The organism is Streptomyces litchfieldiae (assembly GCF_031845365.1).
Classification (GTDB): domain Bacteria; phylum Actinomycetota; class Actinomycetes; order Streptomycetales; family Streptomycetaceae; genus Streptomyces; species Streptomyces litchfieldiae.
The window spans coordinates 166,275-178,990 of sequence record NZ_JAVREL010000001.1; the positions used below are offsets into that span (position 1 = coordinate 166,275).

A 12,716-nucleotide genomic window follows, 5' to 3' on the forward strand; every position below is an offset into this window, starting at 1 on the left:
TGACCGGTCAGTCGCTCGGCCGCAGCCCCGCGCGCAGCAGCCCGTAGGTGTAGGCGTCGTCCAGCGCCTGCCAGGAGGCGGCGATGACGTTGTCCGCCACGCCCACGGTCGACCACTCGGTGGTGCCGTCGCCGCTGGTGATCAGCACGCGGGTGGTGGACTGCGTGCCGTGCCGGCCCTCCAGGATGCGCACCTTGTAGTCCACGAGCTGGATCCGGGCCAGCTCGGGGAAGGTGCGCTCCAGCCCGGTGCGCAGCGCGCGGTCCAGCGCGTTGACCGGTCCGTTGCCCTCGCCGCTGGCCAGGATCCGTTCGCCCTTGGCCCAGATGCGCACGGTGGCCTCGTTGTCCAGCGTGCCGTCGGCGCGCTGGTCGGTGATGGTGCGCCAGGACTCCAGGCGGAAGAAGCGCTGAGGGCCGCCGTGCACGGCCTCGCGGAGCAGCAGCTCGAACGAGGCGTCGGCCGCCTCGTAGGTGAAGCCCTTCAGCTCCCGCTCCTTGACGAGCTCCACGACGCGGCCGACCAGGTCGCGGTCGCCGAGGTCGTAGCCCAGCTCCTTGCCCTTGAGCTCGACGGAGGCGCGGCCGGCCATGTCGGAGACGAGCATCCGCATCGAGTTGCCGACGAGTTCGGGGTCGATGTGCTGGTAGAGGTCGGGGTCGACCTTGATGGCGGAGGCGTGCAGCCCGGCCTTGTGGGCGAAGGCGGAGACGCCGACATAGGGCTGGTGGGTGGCGGGGGCGAGGTTGACGACCTCAGCGATGGCGTGGGAGATGCGGGTCATCTCGGTCAGGGCGCCGGCCGGCAGGACGCGCTTGCCGTATTTGAGCTCCAGTGCGGCGACGACGGGGAAGAGGTTGGCGTTGCCGACGCGTTCGCCGTAGCCGTTGGCGGTGCACTGCACATGGGTGGCGCCCGCGTCGACGGCGGCCAGGGTGTTGGCGACGGCGCAGCCGCTGTCGTCCTGGGCGTGGATGCCGATCCGCGCGCCGGTGTCCGCGACCACGGTGCGCACGACGGCCTGTACCTGGGCGGGCAGCATGCCGCCGTTGGTGTCGCAGAGCACGACGACCTCGGCGCCGGCGCCGTGCGCGGCGCGCACGACATCCAGGGCGTAGCCGGGATTGGCCGCGTAGCCGTCGAAGAAGTGCTCGCAGTCGACGAAGACGCGCCGGCCGTGGGCGCGCAGGTGGGCGACGGTGTCGCTCACCATGGCGAGGTTCTCCTCCAGGGTGGTGCGCAGCGCGAGGTTGACGTGCCGGTCGTGTGCCTTGGCGACCAGGCAGACCACCGGGGACTCGGCGTCGAGCAGCGCCCGGACCTGGGCGTCGTCCTCGACGGCGACGCCGGCCTTGCGGGTGGAGCCGAACGCGACGAGCCGGGCGTGGCGGAGGGTGAGCTCGGCGCGGGCCCGCTGGAAGAACTCGGTGTCCCGGGGGTTGGCCCCCGGCCAGCCGCCCTCGATGAAGCCGACGCCGAAGTCGTCCAGGTGGCGGGCGATGGTGAGCTTGTCGGCCACGGTGAGGTTGATGCCCTCGCGCTGCGCGCCGTCGCGCAGCGTGGTGTCGAAGACGTGGAAGGCATCGCTGGGCCCGGGCGTATCCGGGACGTCCGTTGTCATGGCGGTGAACTCCTGTCCGGAAAACGAAAAGACCCCTCGCGGGTGCGAGAGGTCTGCGCGCGGGTCTTCCGGGGCTGTCAGCCCGAACCGGCGCGCTGGTCACCAATAATCGTGGTGAACGCAAGCATGAGGGCAGTGTGGCACAGGAGGCGGGCTGTGCCACACCGTCGTCTCACGATCCGGACAAAGGCCCCGGCCTCAGGGAATCCGGTGCATCCAGCCGTGGCGGTCCTCGACCTGGCCGGTCTGGATCCCGAGCAGCTCCTCGCGCAGCCGCATCGTGATCGCGCCGGGCCGGCCGTCGCCGACGGTCCAGTTGCCGGCGGCGGACTTGACCGAGCCGACCGGGGTGATCACCGCGGCGGTGCCGCAGGCGAAGACCTCGCTGATGGAGCCGTCCGCGTTGCCCTCCCGCCAGTCGTCCGTGGAGATGCGGACCTCGCCGGTGGGGTGGCCGAGGTCGGCGGCGATCGTCAGCAGGGAGTCGCGGGTGATGCCGGGCAGCAGCGTGCCGGTCAGCCCGGGCGTGACGATCTTGGCGTCCTCGCCGGTCCCCTGAACGAAGTACAGGTTCATCCCGCCCATCTCCTCGATCCAGCGCCGCTCGGTGGCGTCGAGCCAGACGACCTGGTCGCAGCCGTTGCGGGTGGCCTCGGCCTGGGCGACGAACGCGGCGGCGTAGTTGCCCGCGCACTTGGCCTCGCCGGTGCCGCCGGGGGCGGCGCGGACGTACTCCGTGGACAGCCAGACGGAGACGGGTTTGATGCCGCGCGGGAAGTAGGCCCCGGCGGGGGACGCGATGATCATGAACAGGTACTCGTTGGCCGGCCGGTTGATGCCCAGGCCCACCTCGGTGGCGAACATGAACGGCCGCAGGTAGAGCGACTGCTCGCCCCGGCTGGGGACCCACGCCCGGTCCTGGCCGACCAGCAGGTCGATGGCCTCGACGAACGTCTCGACGGGCAGCTCGGGCATGGCCAGGCGGCGCGCGGACGCCTGGAAGCGCCGGGCGTTGGCGTCGGGGCGGAAGACGGCGACCGAGCCGTCGGGCTGGCGGTACGCCTTCAGTCCCTCGAAGATCTCCTGCCCGTAGTGCAGCGCCATCGTCGCCGGGTCCATCGGGATCGGCGCGTAGGGCTGGAGCTGGGCGTCGTGCCAGCCGCGGCCCTCGGTCCACCTGATGGTCACCATGTGGTCGGTGAAGTACCGGCCGAAGCCGGGCTCGGCGAGCGCGGCCTCCCGTTCGGCGTCGGACAGCGGCTGGGCGGCGGACTTGAGCTCGAATGGGATGCGGGGCGGGGTCATGGGATACGCGTCCTTCACGTCAGGGTTGGGCGGGCCGCCTGCCCGTCGCCCGCGCGGTACTAGGACGTCCGAGCATTGGGGCGAGGAGAACCCCGGTTCCGATTATGGCGCGGGGTCCACACCATGCGCGCGCGAAGGCGCAGGCGGTCCTGGGAATGATGGTGGCACCCCGCGGCGGACTTGCGTAAGCCGCCGGGCGCCCGGGCCCGGCGGCTCGTTCAGGCCGGCGGGCTCAGCCGGCTACTCGTGCCGCCAGCGCGTCGCCGATCTGGGCGGTCGTGCGCGGGGTGGCGGCGTCGCGCTCGGCCAGGTCCGCGCTGACGGCGTCCTCGATGCGGACGGCCTCGGCCTCGTGGCCGAGGTGGCGCAGCAGCAGGGCGACGGACAGCACGGTGGCGGTGGGGTCGGCCTTGCCGGTGCCGGCGATGTCGGGCGCGGAGCCGTGGACCGGCTCGAACATCGACGGGAAGGTGCCGGCCGGATTGATGTTCCCGGACGCGGCGAGGCCGATGCCGCCGGTGACGGCCGCGGCCAGGTCGGTGAGGATGTCGCCGAACAGGTTGTCGGTGACGATCACGTCGAAGCGCTCGGGCTGAGTGACGAAGAAGATCGTCGCCGCGTCGACGTGCAGGTAGTCGGTGCTGACCTGGGGGTACTCCTGGGCGATCCGGTCGACCGTGTTCTTCCAGAGGTGGCCGGCGTGCACCAGGACGTTGTTCTTGTGAACCAGGGTCAGCTTCCGGGCCGGGCGGGCGGCGGCGCGCTCGAAGGCGTCGCGCACGACCCGCTCCACGCCGTAGGCGGTGTTGATGCTGACCTCGGTGGCGACCTCGGCGGGGGTGCCGGTACGCATGGAGCCGCCGTTGCCCACGTAGAGGCCCTCCGTGCCCTCGCGCACGACGACGAAGTCGATGTCGGGGCGGCCGGCCAGCGGCGTGGCCGTGTTGGGGAAGAGGCGGCTGGGGCGGAGGTTCACATAGTGGTCGAACGCGAAGCGCAGCTTCAGCAGCAGGCCGCGCTCGAGGACCCCGGAGGGGACCGAGGGGTCGCCGATGGCGCCGAGCAGGATGGCGTCGTGTGCCTTCAACCGCTCCAGGTCGGCGTCGGGCAGCGTCTCGCCGGTGGCGTGCCAGCGGCGGGCGCCCAAGTCGTAGGCGGTGGTCTCCAGCTTGATGTCACCGGGGAGCACGGCGGAGAGGACCTTCAGCCCCTCCGCGACCACCTCCGGGCCGATGCCGTCGCCGGGAATCACTGCGAGATCGATGCTCCGAGCCATGGGGGGACCCTACGCCCCGTCCCAGGCCCTGACATAACACGTCCACGATGCGGACTGGCTCAGTGGCCGTCCGCGGCACCGCCGTTGTCCCGGCGGTCGAGCGCCCGCTGGAGCGCGGCGGCGGCCTGCCGGCGGCTGGCCTCGCGCGCGTCACGGGCGGCGGCGCGGGCGCGGGCGAGCGCGGTCCCGGGGGCGACGCGCGGCGGCAGGGTGGCGGTGGCATCCATGACGGATCAGCTCCTGTGGGGGAGACGAGGCGGGCGGGGGCGACGGTGCCGGAGTGCGACCCCAACAAAAGTAGCGTCGATCCCCCGTGATGTCTCGCCAAATACCTGGCCGTCCTACTATCTGAGACGGCGGCGGCCCCGCCCGTTTCCCCTGTGCCGCGAGGGGCGGTGGGGACGGGCGGGGCGCCGTTTCCGGGGCCCGAGGGTCAGCCCATGTGCGGGTAGCGGTAGTCGGTCGGGGACACCTGCGTCTCCTTGATGACGCGGGGCGAGACCCAGCGCAGCAGGTTGAACTTGGAGCCGGCCTTGTCGTTGGTGCCCGAGGCGCGGGAGCCGCCGAAGGGCTGCTGGCCGACGACCGAGCCGGTGGGCTTGTCGTTAAGGTAGAAGTTGCCCGCGGCGTACCGCAGCCGCTCGCCGACCTCGGCGGCCACCGCGCGGTCGCGGGCGAACAGGGCGCCGGTCAGCGCGTAGGCCGAGGCGGACTCCATCTGGTCGACCATCTCCTCGAAGGAGTCGTCCTCGTACACATGGACGGCAATGATCGGTCCGAAGTACTCGGTGGTGAACACCTCGTCGTCGGGGTCCGAGCAGGTGAGGACCGTCGGCCGGACGAAGTACCCGACGGAGTCGTCGTAGGTGCCGCCCGCGATGATCTCGATGGCGGGTTCGGACCGGGCCCGGTCGATGGCGGCCTTGCTCTTGGCGAAGGCGCGCTCGTCGATCACCGCGGCCATGAAGTGGGACAGGTCGGTGGGGTCGCCCATGCTCAGCGCGTCGGTCTCGGCGGCGACGGCGTCCCGCAGACCGCCGTCCCACAGCGAGCGCGGGATATAGGCGCGGGAGGCCGCGGAGCACTTCTGGCCCTGGTACTCGAACGCGCCCCGGGTGATCGCCGTCTTCACGGCCGCCGGGTCCGCGCTGGAGTGGACCACGATGAAGTCCTTGCCACCGGTCTCGCCGACGATCCTGGGGTAGTTGCGGTAGCGCTCCAGGTTCGCGCCGACCTGCTGCCACAGGTGGCGGAACGTCGCGGTGGAGCCGGTGAAGTGGATCCCGGCCAGCTCCGGATGCGGCAGCGCCACCTCGGAGACCGCCCGGCCGTCGCCCGTCACCAGGTTGATGACACCGTCGGGCAGGCCGGCCTCCTCCAGCAGCCGCATCAGCAGCACCGCCGCGTGTGTCTGCGTCGGCGACGGCTTCCACACGACGACGTTGCCCATCAGGGCGGGGGCGGTCGGCAGGTTGCCCGCGATGGCCGTGAAATTGAACGGCGTGACCGCGTAGACGAAGCCCTCCAGCGGGCGGAAGTCCATCCGGTTCCAGACGCCCTTGGGCTGAATCGGCGGCTGTTCGGACAGGATCTCGCGGGCGAAGTGGACGTTGAACCGCCAGAAGTCGATCAGCTCGCAGGGCGCGTCGATCTCGGCCTGCTGCACCGTCTTGGACTGGCCCAGCATCGTCGAGGCGGCGATCGTCTCCCGCCAGGGGCCGGACAGCAGCTCGGCGGCCTTGAGGAAAACGGCGGCGCGCTCGTCGAACGGCAGGGCGCGCCAGGCGGGTGCCGCGGCGAGGGCGGCGTCGATGGCGTCCCGCGCGTCCTGGCCGGTGGCGTTGCCGTAAGTGCCCAGCCGGGCGCGGTGGTTGTGCGGCTGGACGACGTCGAAGCGCTCGCCGCCGCCCATCCGCCGCCGGCCGCCGATCGTCATGGGCAGCTCGACGGGGTTCTCGGCCAGCTCCTTGAGCTTGCGCTCCAGCCTGGCGCGCTCCGGGGAGCCGGGGGCGTACGTGTGCACCGGCTCGTTCACCGGTGCGGGGACCTGGGTCACTGCGTCCATGACCGTCAACTCCTTCGGAATGGTGGGTCTCGGCGACGGTCAGCCCCGGCTGACGAGGGACCGCGCGAAGAAGGCGAGGTTGGCCGGCCGCTCGGCGAGACGGCGCATGAAATATCCGTACCAGTCGGTGCCGTAGGGGACATATACCCGCACACGGTGCCCCTGCCCGGCGAGCCGCCGCTGCTCCTCCGGCCGGATTCCGTACAGCATCTGGAACTCGAAGGTGTCCGGCGCGCGGCCGAACCGGGCCGCCAGCGCCCGGGCGATCTCCACCAGCCGGGGATCGTGCGTGCCGATCATCGGGTAGCCCCGGCCGGCGAGCAGGATCCGCAGGCAGCGCACATAGGCGCGGTCCACCTCGTGCCGGTCTTGGTGGGCGACCGCGGCGGGCTCCCGGTAGGCGCCCTTCACCAGCCGCACCCGGGCCCCCGCCGCGGCCAGCGTCCGGCAGTCCGCCTCGGTGCGGAAGAGGTAGGACTGAACGGCGACACCGGTCTCCGGGAAACGTTTCCGCAGGTCGGCGTGGATCGCCAGGGTCGAGTCGGTCGTCGTGTGGTCCTCCATGTCGAGGGTAACCGTCGTGCCCGCCGCCGCGGCGGCCTCCGCCACGGCGAGGACGTTCCGCTGCGCGAGGTCGTGGCCGCCGGGCAGCGCCTGGCCGAAGGCGGACAGCTTCACCGAGAGCTCGGCCCGCGTTTCCAGCCCCTCGCCCCGGAGGGCGTCGATCAGGGCCAGACAGGCGTCCCTGCTGCGCAGCGCCTCGGACCGGTCGGTGACGTCCTCGCCGAGGTGGTCGAGGGTGACGTCCAGCCCGTCGGCGACCAGGCCGGTGGTGGCGGCCACGGCGTCGGCGAGCCGCTCGCCGGCCACGAAACGGTCCACGACGGGGCGGGTGACGGGGGCCGCGGAGACCACGCGCTTGATGGTGTCGCTGCGCGCCGCCGCGAGAAGTACGGATCCCAGCACGGTCACCTCCCGGGAACGGTGGATTACCCGAGAAGGTAAGGATCGCCCGGAATTCCGGCCATCGACAGTTGTCCGGCATCGGCCTCCGGGATCTCAGACAGTTGTATGAGAATGGGGAGCGGGAGGTGACGGAAGGGCGATGCGGACGGAGTACCAGGAGCTCATCGACGATGTCTGTGGGCTGCTCGGCACGCCCGCGACGCTGGAGGGCCGCGACTTCGGGCTGATCGCCTTCGGCGCGCACGACAGCGCGGACGACCGGGTGATGGACCCGGTGCGGACCCGGTCGATCCTGCACCGCCGCTCGACGCCCGCCGTGCGCGAGTGGTTCGAGAGCTTCGGCATCGCCACGGCCGTGCGGCCGGTGCGGATACCGCCGGAGCCGGCGGCCGGGGTGCTGACGGGCCGGGTCTGTCTGCCGGTACGGTACGGCCCGGTGGTCCACGGGTACATCTGGCTGCTCGACGACGGCGCGGTGCCGCTCGACGACGCCCGACTGGCGGCGGCCATGGGCATCGCGGGGCGGATCGGCGCGCTGCTGGCCGACGAGGCCCGGGCGGGCGCCCGGCTCGGCGGACTGCTGCACGACCTGCTGACCGAGGGCGGCCCGGGCCCGGCCGGCGCGCTGGCCGAGGCGCTGGGCCCGGCGGTGGACGGCCCGCTCACGGTGGTCGCGGTGGCGCCCTGGCGGACGGCCGGGGGTGAGACGCCGGCCGCGCCCCCGGGGGCGCTCGCGCTGTGCGCGGTGGCAGCGGGCTCGCCCGCGCTTGCCGCGCTCGCGCGGCCCGGGGCGGCGCGCGCCGTGGCCGAGCGCCTGCGCGGGACCGCGACCGCCGGGATCGGCGACGCGCGGCGGGGCGTGCACGAGCTGCCGGACGCCTGGCGCGAGGCGCTGGCCGCCGCGCGGGCGGCGCGGGCGGAGCGCGCATTCGGGCGGGTGGCGCACTGGCCGGACCTGGGTCCCTACCGGCTGCTGACGGCGCTGCCCGGCGGGCAGCCGGACCCGGCGGTGGCGCCGTTGCTGCGCCCGGAGCACCGGGAGCTGGCGCGCACGGCGGAGACGTTCCTCGACCACGCCGGGCAGGCGGCCCGCACGGCGGCGGCGCTGGGGATCCACCGGCAGACGCTGTACTACCGGCTCTCCCGCATCGAACGGCTCACCGGCCTGAACCTCGCGGCGGGCGAGGACCGGCTGCTGCTGCACATGGCGCTGAAGGCGGCGCGGCTGTAGGACTCAACCACGACCGACGCCGCCGGCCGGCTGGATCAAACTGTCATTCAGAACCCGATGGAGCGCCGCCCGGCCCGCGGGTCCCCACGTCGGCTTGCCGCCGGGAAGGCCCTGGTCCCCGTTCTGGCCCATCAGCATGAGGAACAGGCTCTTCAGGGCGGCCAGACCGCGGGCGCGCCGGATCGTCCCCTGGTCCGCACGCGCGTACATGTCGAAGAAGCGTGCGGCGGCACCCGCGGGAAGAAGCACCCATGCGGCCGCGAGGTCCCACGCCGGATCACCGGCGAACATGGCACCGAAGTCGATCACGCCCGAGAGCGTCCCGTCCGAGACGACGACGTTGGCGGGATGCAGGTCGCCATGCACCCACAGCCGTGGGCCATCCCACTCGGGCGCGGCGACGGCGTCGTCCCAGACGGCCCGAACCTCGGCAGCGATGTCGGCGGGGACGACGGCGTGGAAGAAGTGGTCGAAGCCGTCCGTGCACTTCTTGGGGTGAGCGCCGAAATCCTCACTGATCGGCGCCTCAGCGGGCGCCTCCACGTGGAGCGCCCTGAGGAAGCCGGCCAGCGTGTCGGCCGCGTGCTCGCCGCGACTGATCGAGCCGTGGTCCAGCGGCTCGCCGGGAACCCACGTCATCACGGTCCAGTGCTTGGGGAAGCGCTCGGACGGTGCGCCGAACCGCACCGGGGTCGGCACCGGGAGCGGCAGGCGCGGGGCCAGCACGGGTAGCCACCGCCGCTCCTTGAGCTGGAGATCCGGGGTGGGGTCCATGCGCTGCATACGCACGGCCAACTCGTCCCCGAGACGCCACATTTGGTTGCCCCAGCCGCCCGCCACCTCGCGGATGGCCAGCCCTGCGAGGTCTGGATGTTGCTCCTGCAGCAGGTCGCGGACCAGGTCCGCGGTGATCTCGATCTCGGTGTCGCTCATGCGACGCCACGGTACCGGGGCGCCGGTACGGGCTCCGCTGGTGATCCGCGACCGGTCAGTCGCCTGAGCCGGTGGCCGACGGCGGTACCTCGACGACGAAGAACAGGAAGCAGATTTTGGTCGAAAGGTCATGGAAGTCGTCGGGGAACAGCTCACGGGCCGCAGGGTCGGGCTGCGGCTCGCTGAGGACGGCAAGCCGGAAGCCGGCGGTGGTGAAGGCGTCGGTCATCGCGTGCAACGGCCTGCGCCAGAACCTCATCGGGAAGGACTGGCCGTTGAACGTCCATTCGTCGGTATAGCTGGTGATCGCGAAATAGTCGGGCCGAGGATCTTGGATCGCGTAGTCCACGAAAGGGTGCTGCACCGAAGCGATCAGTCGGCCGCCGGGCCGCAGCACCCGCCGGAACTCGGCCAGCGTTGGCCCCCAGTCCTCCAGGTAATGCAGGACCAGCGACGCGACCACGTCGTCGAACGCGCCGTCGTCGAACGGCAGCGGGTCGCACAGGTCGACCACGTGCAGGGCCACGTCGTCGCCGAGCCGCCGCCTCGCCAGCGCCAGCATCCCGGCGCTGGCGTCGACGCCGGTGACAACGGCGCCGCGCTCGCGCAGCGCGGCGGACAGAGGGCCCGAGCCGCAGCCGGCGTCCAGGATCCGACGACCGGTCACGTCTCCGGCGAGAGCCAGCATCGCCGGCCGCTCGTAGTACGCGTTCACGAGGCTGGTGTCGGACTCCGCGGAGAACATCTCGGCAAAGTTGTCGTAGTCGTTGGCCTGGTCCCGATCGGCGGACTGCATCGTCACAGGCTAGTCGGCTCACGAAGGACCCACACCAGCAGTGTTGACCCGCAGAACACAGTGCTCACGGAATCATCCCCGCAGCGGGGCCTGCCCCGCGCGGGAGTCGATACCGTGCGGCCATGACCGATCGGACGGGATACCCCCTCCTTTTCCTGGACGTCGACGGGACACTCCTGCCCTATGGCGGCGGGCGGCTTCCGCCGGCCGTCGCCGAGTGGGCGGACTGGCAGCACATGTCGAATCCGCAGCTCGCGAAGCTCGACCCCGCGCACGGTCCGCGTCTGCTGGCGCTGCCCTGCGCCCTGATGTGGGCCACCGCGTGGATGCACGACGCGAACGAGGTGATAGCTCCCCTGCTCGGCCTGCCGGAGCTTCCCGTGTGCGACCTGCCGGAGGCGCCGGAGGAGGACCCGGCGGGCGCGCTCCACTGGAAGACCAGGGCTCTCGTCGAGACGGCGGCCGGGCGGCCGTTCATCTGGGTCGACGACGAGATCACCGACCTCGATCGCGCCTGGGTGTCGGCGCACCATCGCGGGCCGGCCCTCCTCCACCGCGTCGAGTCCCACCTGGGCCTCATCGAGGCGGACTTCGCCCTCCTCGACGACTGGCTGCGCACAATGTCCAACGCCGGCGGTCGCCACGCGTCGACGACCGGCTCCGAGGATGTGAACACGGCCTGAGCCGCCGCACGGCGACATCACCGATCACGAGGGGCAGGACCGGATCGGCACGAGCGAAACGTTCCGCTCCGGGCCTTACTCTCGGCCGCATGCTCGATGTACGACGTATGCAGGTCCTCCGTGCGGTGATCACCAGCGGTTCGGTGACCGCGGCGGCCGCGAACCTGGGGTACACCCCGTCGGCCGTCAGCCAGCAGGTGGCCGCGCTGGAGAAGCAGGCGGGGATCCCGTTGCTCGAACGGGTGGGCAGGGGCGTCCGGCCGACGGCGGCCGGGCGGCTGCTCAGCGAGCACGCGGCCGTCATCGGCAGGCAGGTGGCCGAGGCGGAGACCGCGCTCGCCGATCTGCGCGCCGGCCGCACCGGGCTGCTGGTGATCCGTTACTTCGCCACGGCCGGCGCCACGCTGATGGCGCCCGCGGTCGCGCGGCTGCGGCGGGAGCAGCCCGGCGTGCGGGTCGACCTGCGGATGACCGACCCCGGTGACCCGCTGCCCGAGGTCGTCGAGGGGCGGGCCGACCTGGCCGTGGTGGTCCGGCCGCGCGGGCTGCGCCAACGGGGCCTCCACCTCGCCCCGTTGCTCGACGACCCCTACCGCGCCGTGCTGCCGAAGGGGCACCGGCTCGCCGCCAAGCGGGTGCTGGACCTGGCCGATCTCGCCGATGAGCCATGGGTGCGCGGCGACTGGCCGGGCCCCTGCCTCGACGCCGTGCTGGAGGGCTGCGCGGCGGCGGGGTTCAGCCCCGACTTCGTGGTGGAGAGCGAGGACTACGCCACGGCCCAGGGCTTCGTCGCCGCCGGCCTGGGCATCGGCCTGATCCCGGAGATGGGGCTGACCAGCCGTCACCCCGGAGTCGCCGTGCGGCGGGTGCGCGGGCCGGAGCCGGTCAGGGCCATCCAGGCAGCGGTGCGCGAGACCTCACTGGGACAGCCGGCGCTCGGCGCGCTGATCACCGCGCTCACCGAGGCGGCCTCGCCGTAGCGCCCCGGCCGGCCGCGAAGAGCGGCCACATGGCGAAGGCCCGGCGGGAAGCCGGGCCTTCGCGAACGAGTAGCGGGGACAGGATTTGAACCTGCGACCTCTGGGTTATGAGCCCAGCGAGCTACCGAGCTGCTCCACCCCGCGTCGACACGCTGAACTGTACGCCACCGAGGGCGCTGGACCAAAACGAGAAGAGGCCCCGCCGGACGCGGCGGCATCCGGCGGGGCGGGGGACGGGCGAGCCGCAGGGCGTGTGCGGCTCGCCGTGGTCAGCGGCTCAGCGGCTCATGAGCGCCGTCAGAAGGTGACGTCACTGCAGATGAAGTAGGCCTGGTCCATGTGCGAGGCCTGCCAGATCGTGTAGACGATGTGGCGCCCGGTGCGGCCCGGGACACTGACGTCGAAGGAGATGTTCTGGGCGGGGGCGTAGCGCCCGGTCTGCTTGACCAGCTCCAGGTCGTCCCAGCCCAGCGGCTCCGTGGTGGCGTTGAAGCCCTGGCGGGTGACATAGACCCGGAAGAAGTCCGCGCCGTGGCTGGCCTGGTCGTAGAGCTGGATCGTGAAGTTGTTGTTGATGTCCGTGGTGTGCCAGGGGCCCACGGCGTCCAGCGAGTTGTAGCGGCCGCCCTCGGTCCGGCCACCGCTGCACAACTGGCCGTTGGGCACGGCCGCCTGGAAGTTGCCACCGACACCGTTGCGGTACAGGCCGTTCCAGTTCCACATGGCGTTCGGGTTGTCCTGCCACGCCTGCCAGCACATGGGGTCTTCCTGCGCCATGGCCGGGTTGAGGTGGTCGTCGCCCCAGCGCTCCCATATTTGCCAAGGCATTACCCGGTGACACGCGGCCGAAACACGGGCAC

General features: G+C 72.1%; 12 protein-coding genes and 1 tRNA gene. 3 read left to right on the forward strand and 10 right to left on the reverse strand.

Annotated features, from left to right (window positions below; all coding sequences use genetic code 11):
* Nucleotides 1-7: 7 nt before the first annotated feature.
* The 6 genes from cimA to RM590_RS00810 all read right to left on the reverse strand — a co-directional run bounded on the left by cimA (nucleotide 8) and on the right by RM590_RS00810 (nucleotide 7,233).
* Entirely contained in the window at nucleotides 8-1,621 is a 1,614-nt protein-coding gene (gene cimA / locus RM590_RS00785) for a citramalate synthase (protein ID WP_311702309.1), read from the reverse strand.
* Nucleotides 1,622-1,819: 198 nt separating this feature from the next.
* The gene (locus RM590_RS00790) at nucleotides 1,820-2,926 is read right to left on the reverse strand and encodes a branched-chain amino acid aminotransferase (RefSeq protein ID WP_311702310.1); all 1,107 of its coding nucleotides are present in this window, start codon (nucleotides 2,924-2,926) and stop codon (nucleotides 1,820-1,822) included.
* A gap of 232 nt (nucleotides 2,927-3,158) precedes the next feature.
* Entirely contained in the window at nucleotides 3,159-4,202 is a 1,044-nt protein-coding gene (locus RM590_RS00795) for a 3-isopropylmalate dehydrogenase (RefSeq protein WP_311702311.1), read from the reverse strand.
* A 59-nt stretch (nucleotides 4,203-4,261) separates the two neighbouring features.
* On the reverse strand, nucleotides 4,262-4,429 hold the full coding sequence (locus RM590_RS00800) for a hypothetical protein (RefSeq protein WP_311702312.1): 168 nt from the start codon (nucleotides 4,427-4,429) through the stop codon (nucleotides 4,262-4,264).
* 206 nt (nucleotides 4,430-4,635) lie between these two features.
* The gene (gene pruA / locus RM590_RS00805) at nucleotides 4,636-6,267 is read right to left on the reverse strand and encodes an L-glutamate gamma-semialdehyde dehydrogenase (protein WP_311702313.1); all 1,632 of its coding nucleotides are present in this window, start codon (nucleotides 6,265-6,267) and stop codon (nucleotides 4,636-4,638) included.
* Between the two features lie 39 nt (nucleotides 6,268-6,306).
* A complete protein-coding gene (locus RM590_RS00810) occupies nucleotides 6,307-7,233 on the reverse strand; it encodes a proline dehydrogenase family protein (protein ID WP_311702314.1) in 927 nt (308 codons plus the stop codon).
* A 139-nt stretch (nucleotides 7,234-7,372) separates the two neighbouring features.
* Between RM590_RS00810 and RM590_RS00815 the strand changes: the two genes are divergently transcribed.
* A complete protein-coding gene (locus RM590_RS00815; RefSeq protein ID WP_311702316.1) occupies nucleotides 7,373-8,464 on the forward strand; it encodes a PucR family transcriptional regulator in 1,092 nt (363 codons plus the stop codon).
* A gap of 3 nt (nucleotides 8,465-8,467) precedes the next feature.
* Here RM590_RS00815 and RM590_RS00820 read toward each other — a convergent pair whose 3' ends face one another.
* Together RM590_RS00820 and RM590_RS00825 are read right to left on the reverse strand one after the other, a co-directional pair.
* Nucleotides 8,468-9,397, reverse strand: coding sequence for an aminoglycoside phosphotransferase family protein (locus RM590_RS00820; RefSeq protein WP_311702317.1), 930 nt, complete (start codon nucleotides 9,395-9,397; stop codon nucleotides 8,468-8,470).
* A gap of 55 nt (nucleotides 9,398-9,452) precedes the next feature.
* Complete coding sequence (locus RM590_RS00825) at nucleotides 9,453-10,193, reverse strand: class I SAM-dependent methyltransferase (RefSeq protein WP_311702318.1); 741 nt, start codon at nucleotides 10,191-10,193, stop codon at nucleotides 9,453-9,455.
* Between the two features lie 122 nt (nucleotides 10,194-10,315).
* Here RM590_RS00825 and RM590_RS00830 point away from each other — a divergent pair, with 122 nt between their 5' ends.
* Together RM590_RS00830 and RM590_RS00835 are read left to right on the forward strand one after the other, a co-directional pair.
* Complete coding sequence (locus tag RM590_RS00830) at nucleotides 10,316-10,876, forward strand: HAD domain-containing protein (RefSeq protein WP_311702319.1); 561 nt, start codon at nucleotides 10,316-10,318, stop codon at nucleotides 10,874-10,876.
* Nucleotides 10,877-10,965: 89 nt separating this feature from the next.
* Nucleotides 10,966-11,856 carry a LysR family transcriptional regulator gene (locus tag RM590_RS00835; RefSeq protein ID WP_311702320.1) on the forward strand — a complete coding sequence of 297 codons (891 nt, stop codon included), beginning with the start codon at nucleotides 10,966-10,968 and terminating at the stop codon, nucleotides 11,854-11,856.
* Nucleotides 11,857-11,926: 70 nt separating this feature from the next.
* On the opposite strand, the gene RM590_RS00840 is transcribed toward RM590_RS00835, so the two are convergent.
* Both RM590_RS00840 and RM590_RS00845 read right to left on the reverse strand, forming a co-directional pair.
* Nucleotides 11,927-12,000, reverse strand: a tRNA-Met gene (locus RM590_RS00840).
* 153 nt (nucleotides 12,001-12,153) lie between these two features.
* Nucleotides 12,154-12,684, reverse strand: coding sequence for a lytic polysaccharide monooxygenase auxiliary activity family 9 protein (locus RM590_RS00845; RefSeq protein ID WP_311702321.1), 531 nt, complete (start codon nucleotides 12,682-12,684; stop codon nucleotides 12,154-12,156).
* Nucleotides 12,685-12,716 lie beyond the last annotated feature (32 nt).

Coding starts and splice junctions, on each gene's coding strand:
- cimA (WP_311702309.1), bottom strand. CDS start 1,621: ATGACAACGGACGTCCCGGATACGCCCGGGCCCAGCGATGCCTTCCAC.
- RM590_RS00800 (WP_311702312.1), bottom strand. CDS start 4,429: ATGGATGCCACCGCCACCCTGCCGCCGCGCGTCGCCCCCGGGACCGCG.
- RM590_RS00790 (WP_311702310.1), bottom strand. CDS start 2,926: ATGACCCCGCCCCGCATCCCATTCGAGCTCAAGTCCGCCGCCCAGCCG.
- RM590_RS00795 (WP_311702311.1), bottom strand. CDS start 4,202: ATGGCTCGGAGCATCGATCTCGCAGTGATTCCCGGCGACGGCATCGGC.
- RM590_RS00820 (WP_311702317.1), bottom strand. CDS start 9,397: ATGAGCGACACCGAGATCGAGATCACCGCGGACCTGGTCCGCGACCTG.
- pruA (WP_311702313.1), bottom strand. CDS start 6,267: ATGGACGCAGTGACCCAGGTCCCCGCACCGGTGAACGAGCCGGTGCAC.
- RM590_RS00835 (WP_311702320.1), top strand. CDS start 10,966: ATGCTCGATGTACGACGTATGCAGGTCCTCCGTGCGGTGATCACCAGC.
- RM590_RS00830 (WP_311702319.1), top strand. CDS start 10,316: ATGACCGATCGGACGGGATACCCCCTCCTTTTCCTGGACGTCGACGGG.
- RM590_RS00825 (WP_311702318.1), bottom strand. CDS start 10,193: ATGCAGTCCGCCGATCGGGACCAGGCCAACGACTACGACAACTTTGCC.
- RM590_RS00815 (WP_311702316.1), top strand. CDS start 7,373: ATGCGGACGGAGTACCAGGAGCTCATCGACGATGTCTGTGGGCTGCTC.
- RM590_RS00845 (WP_311702321.1), bottom strand. CDS start 12,684: ATGCCTTGGCAAATATGGGAGCGCTGGGGCGACGACCACCTCAACCCG.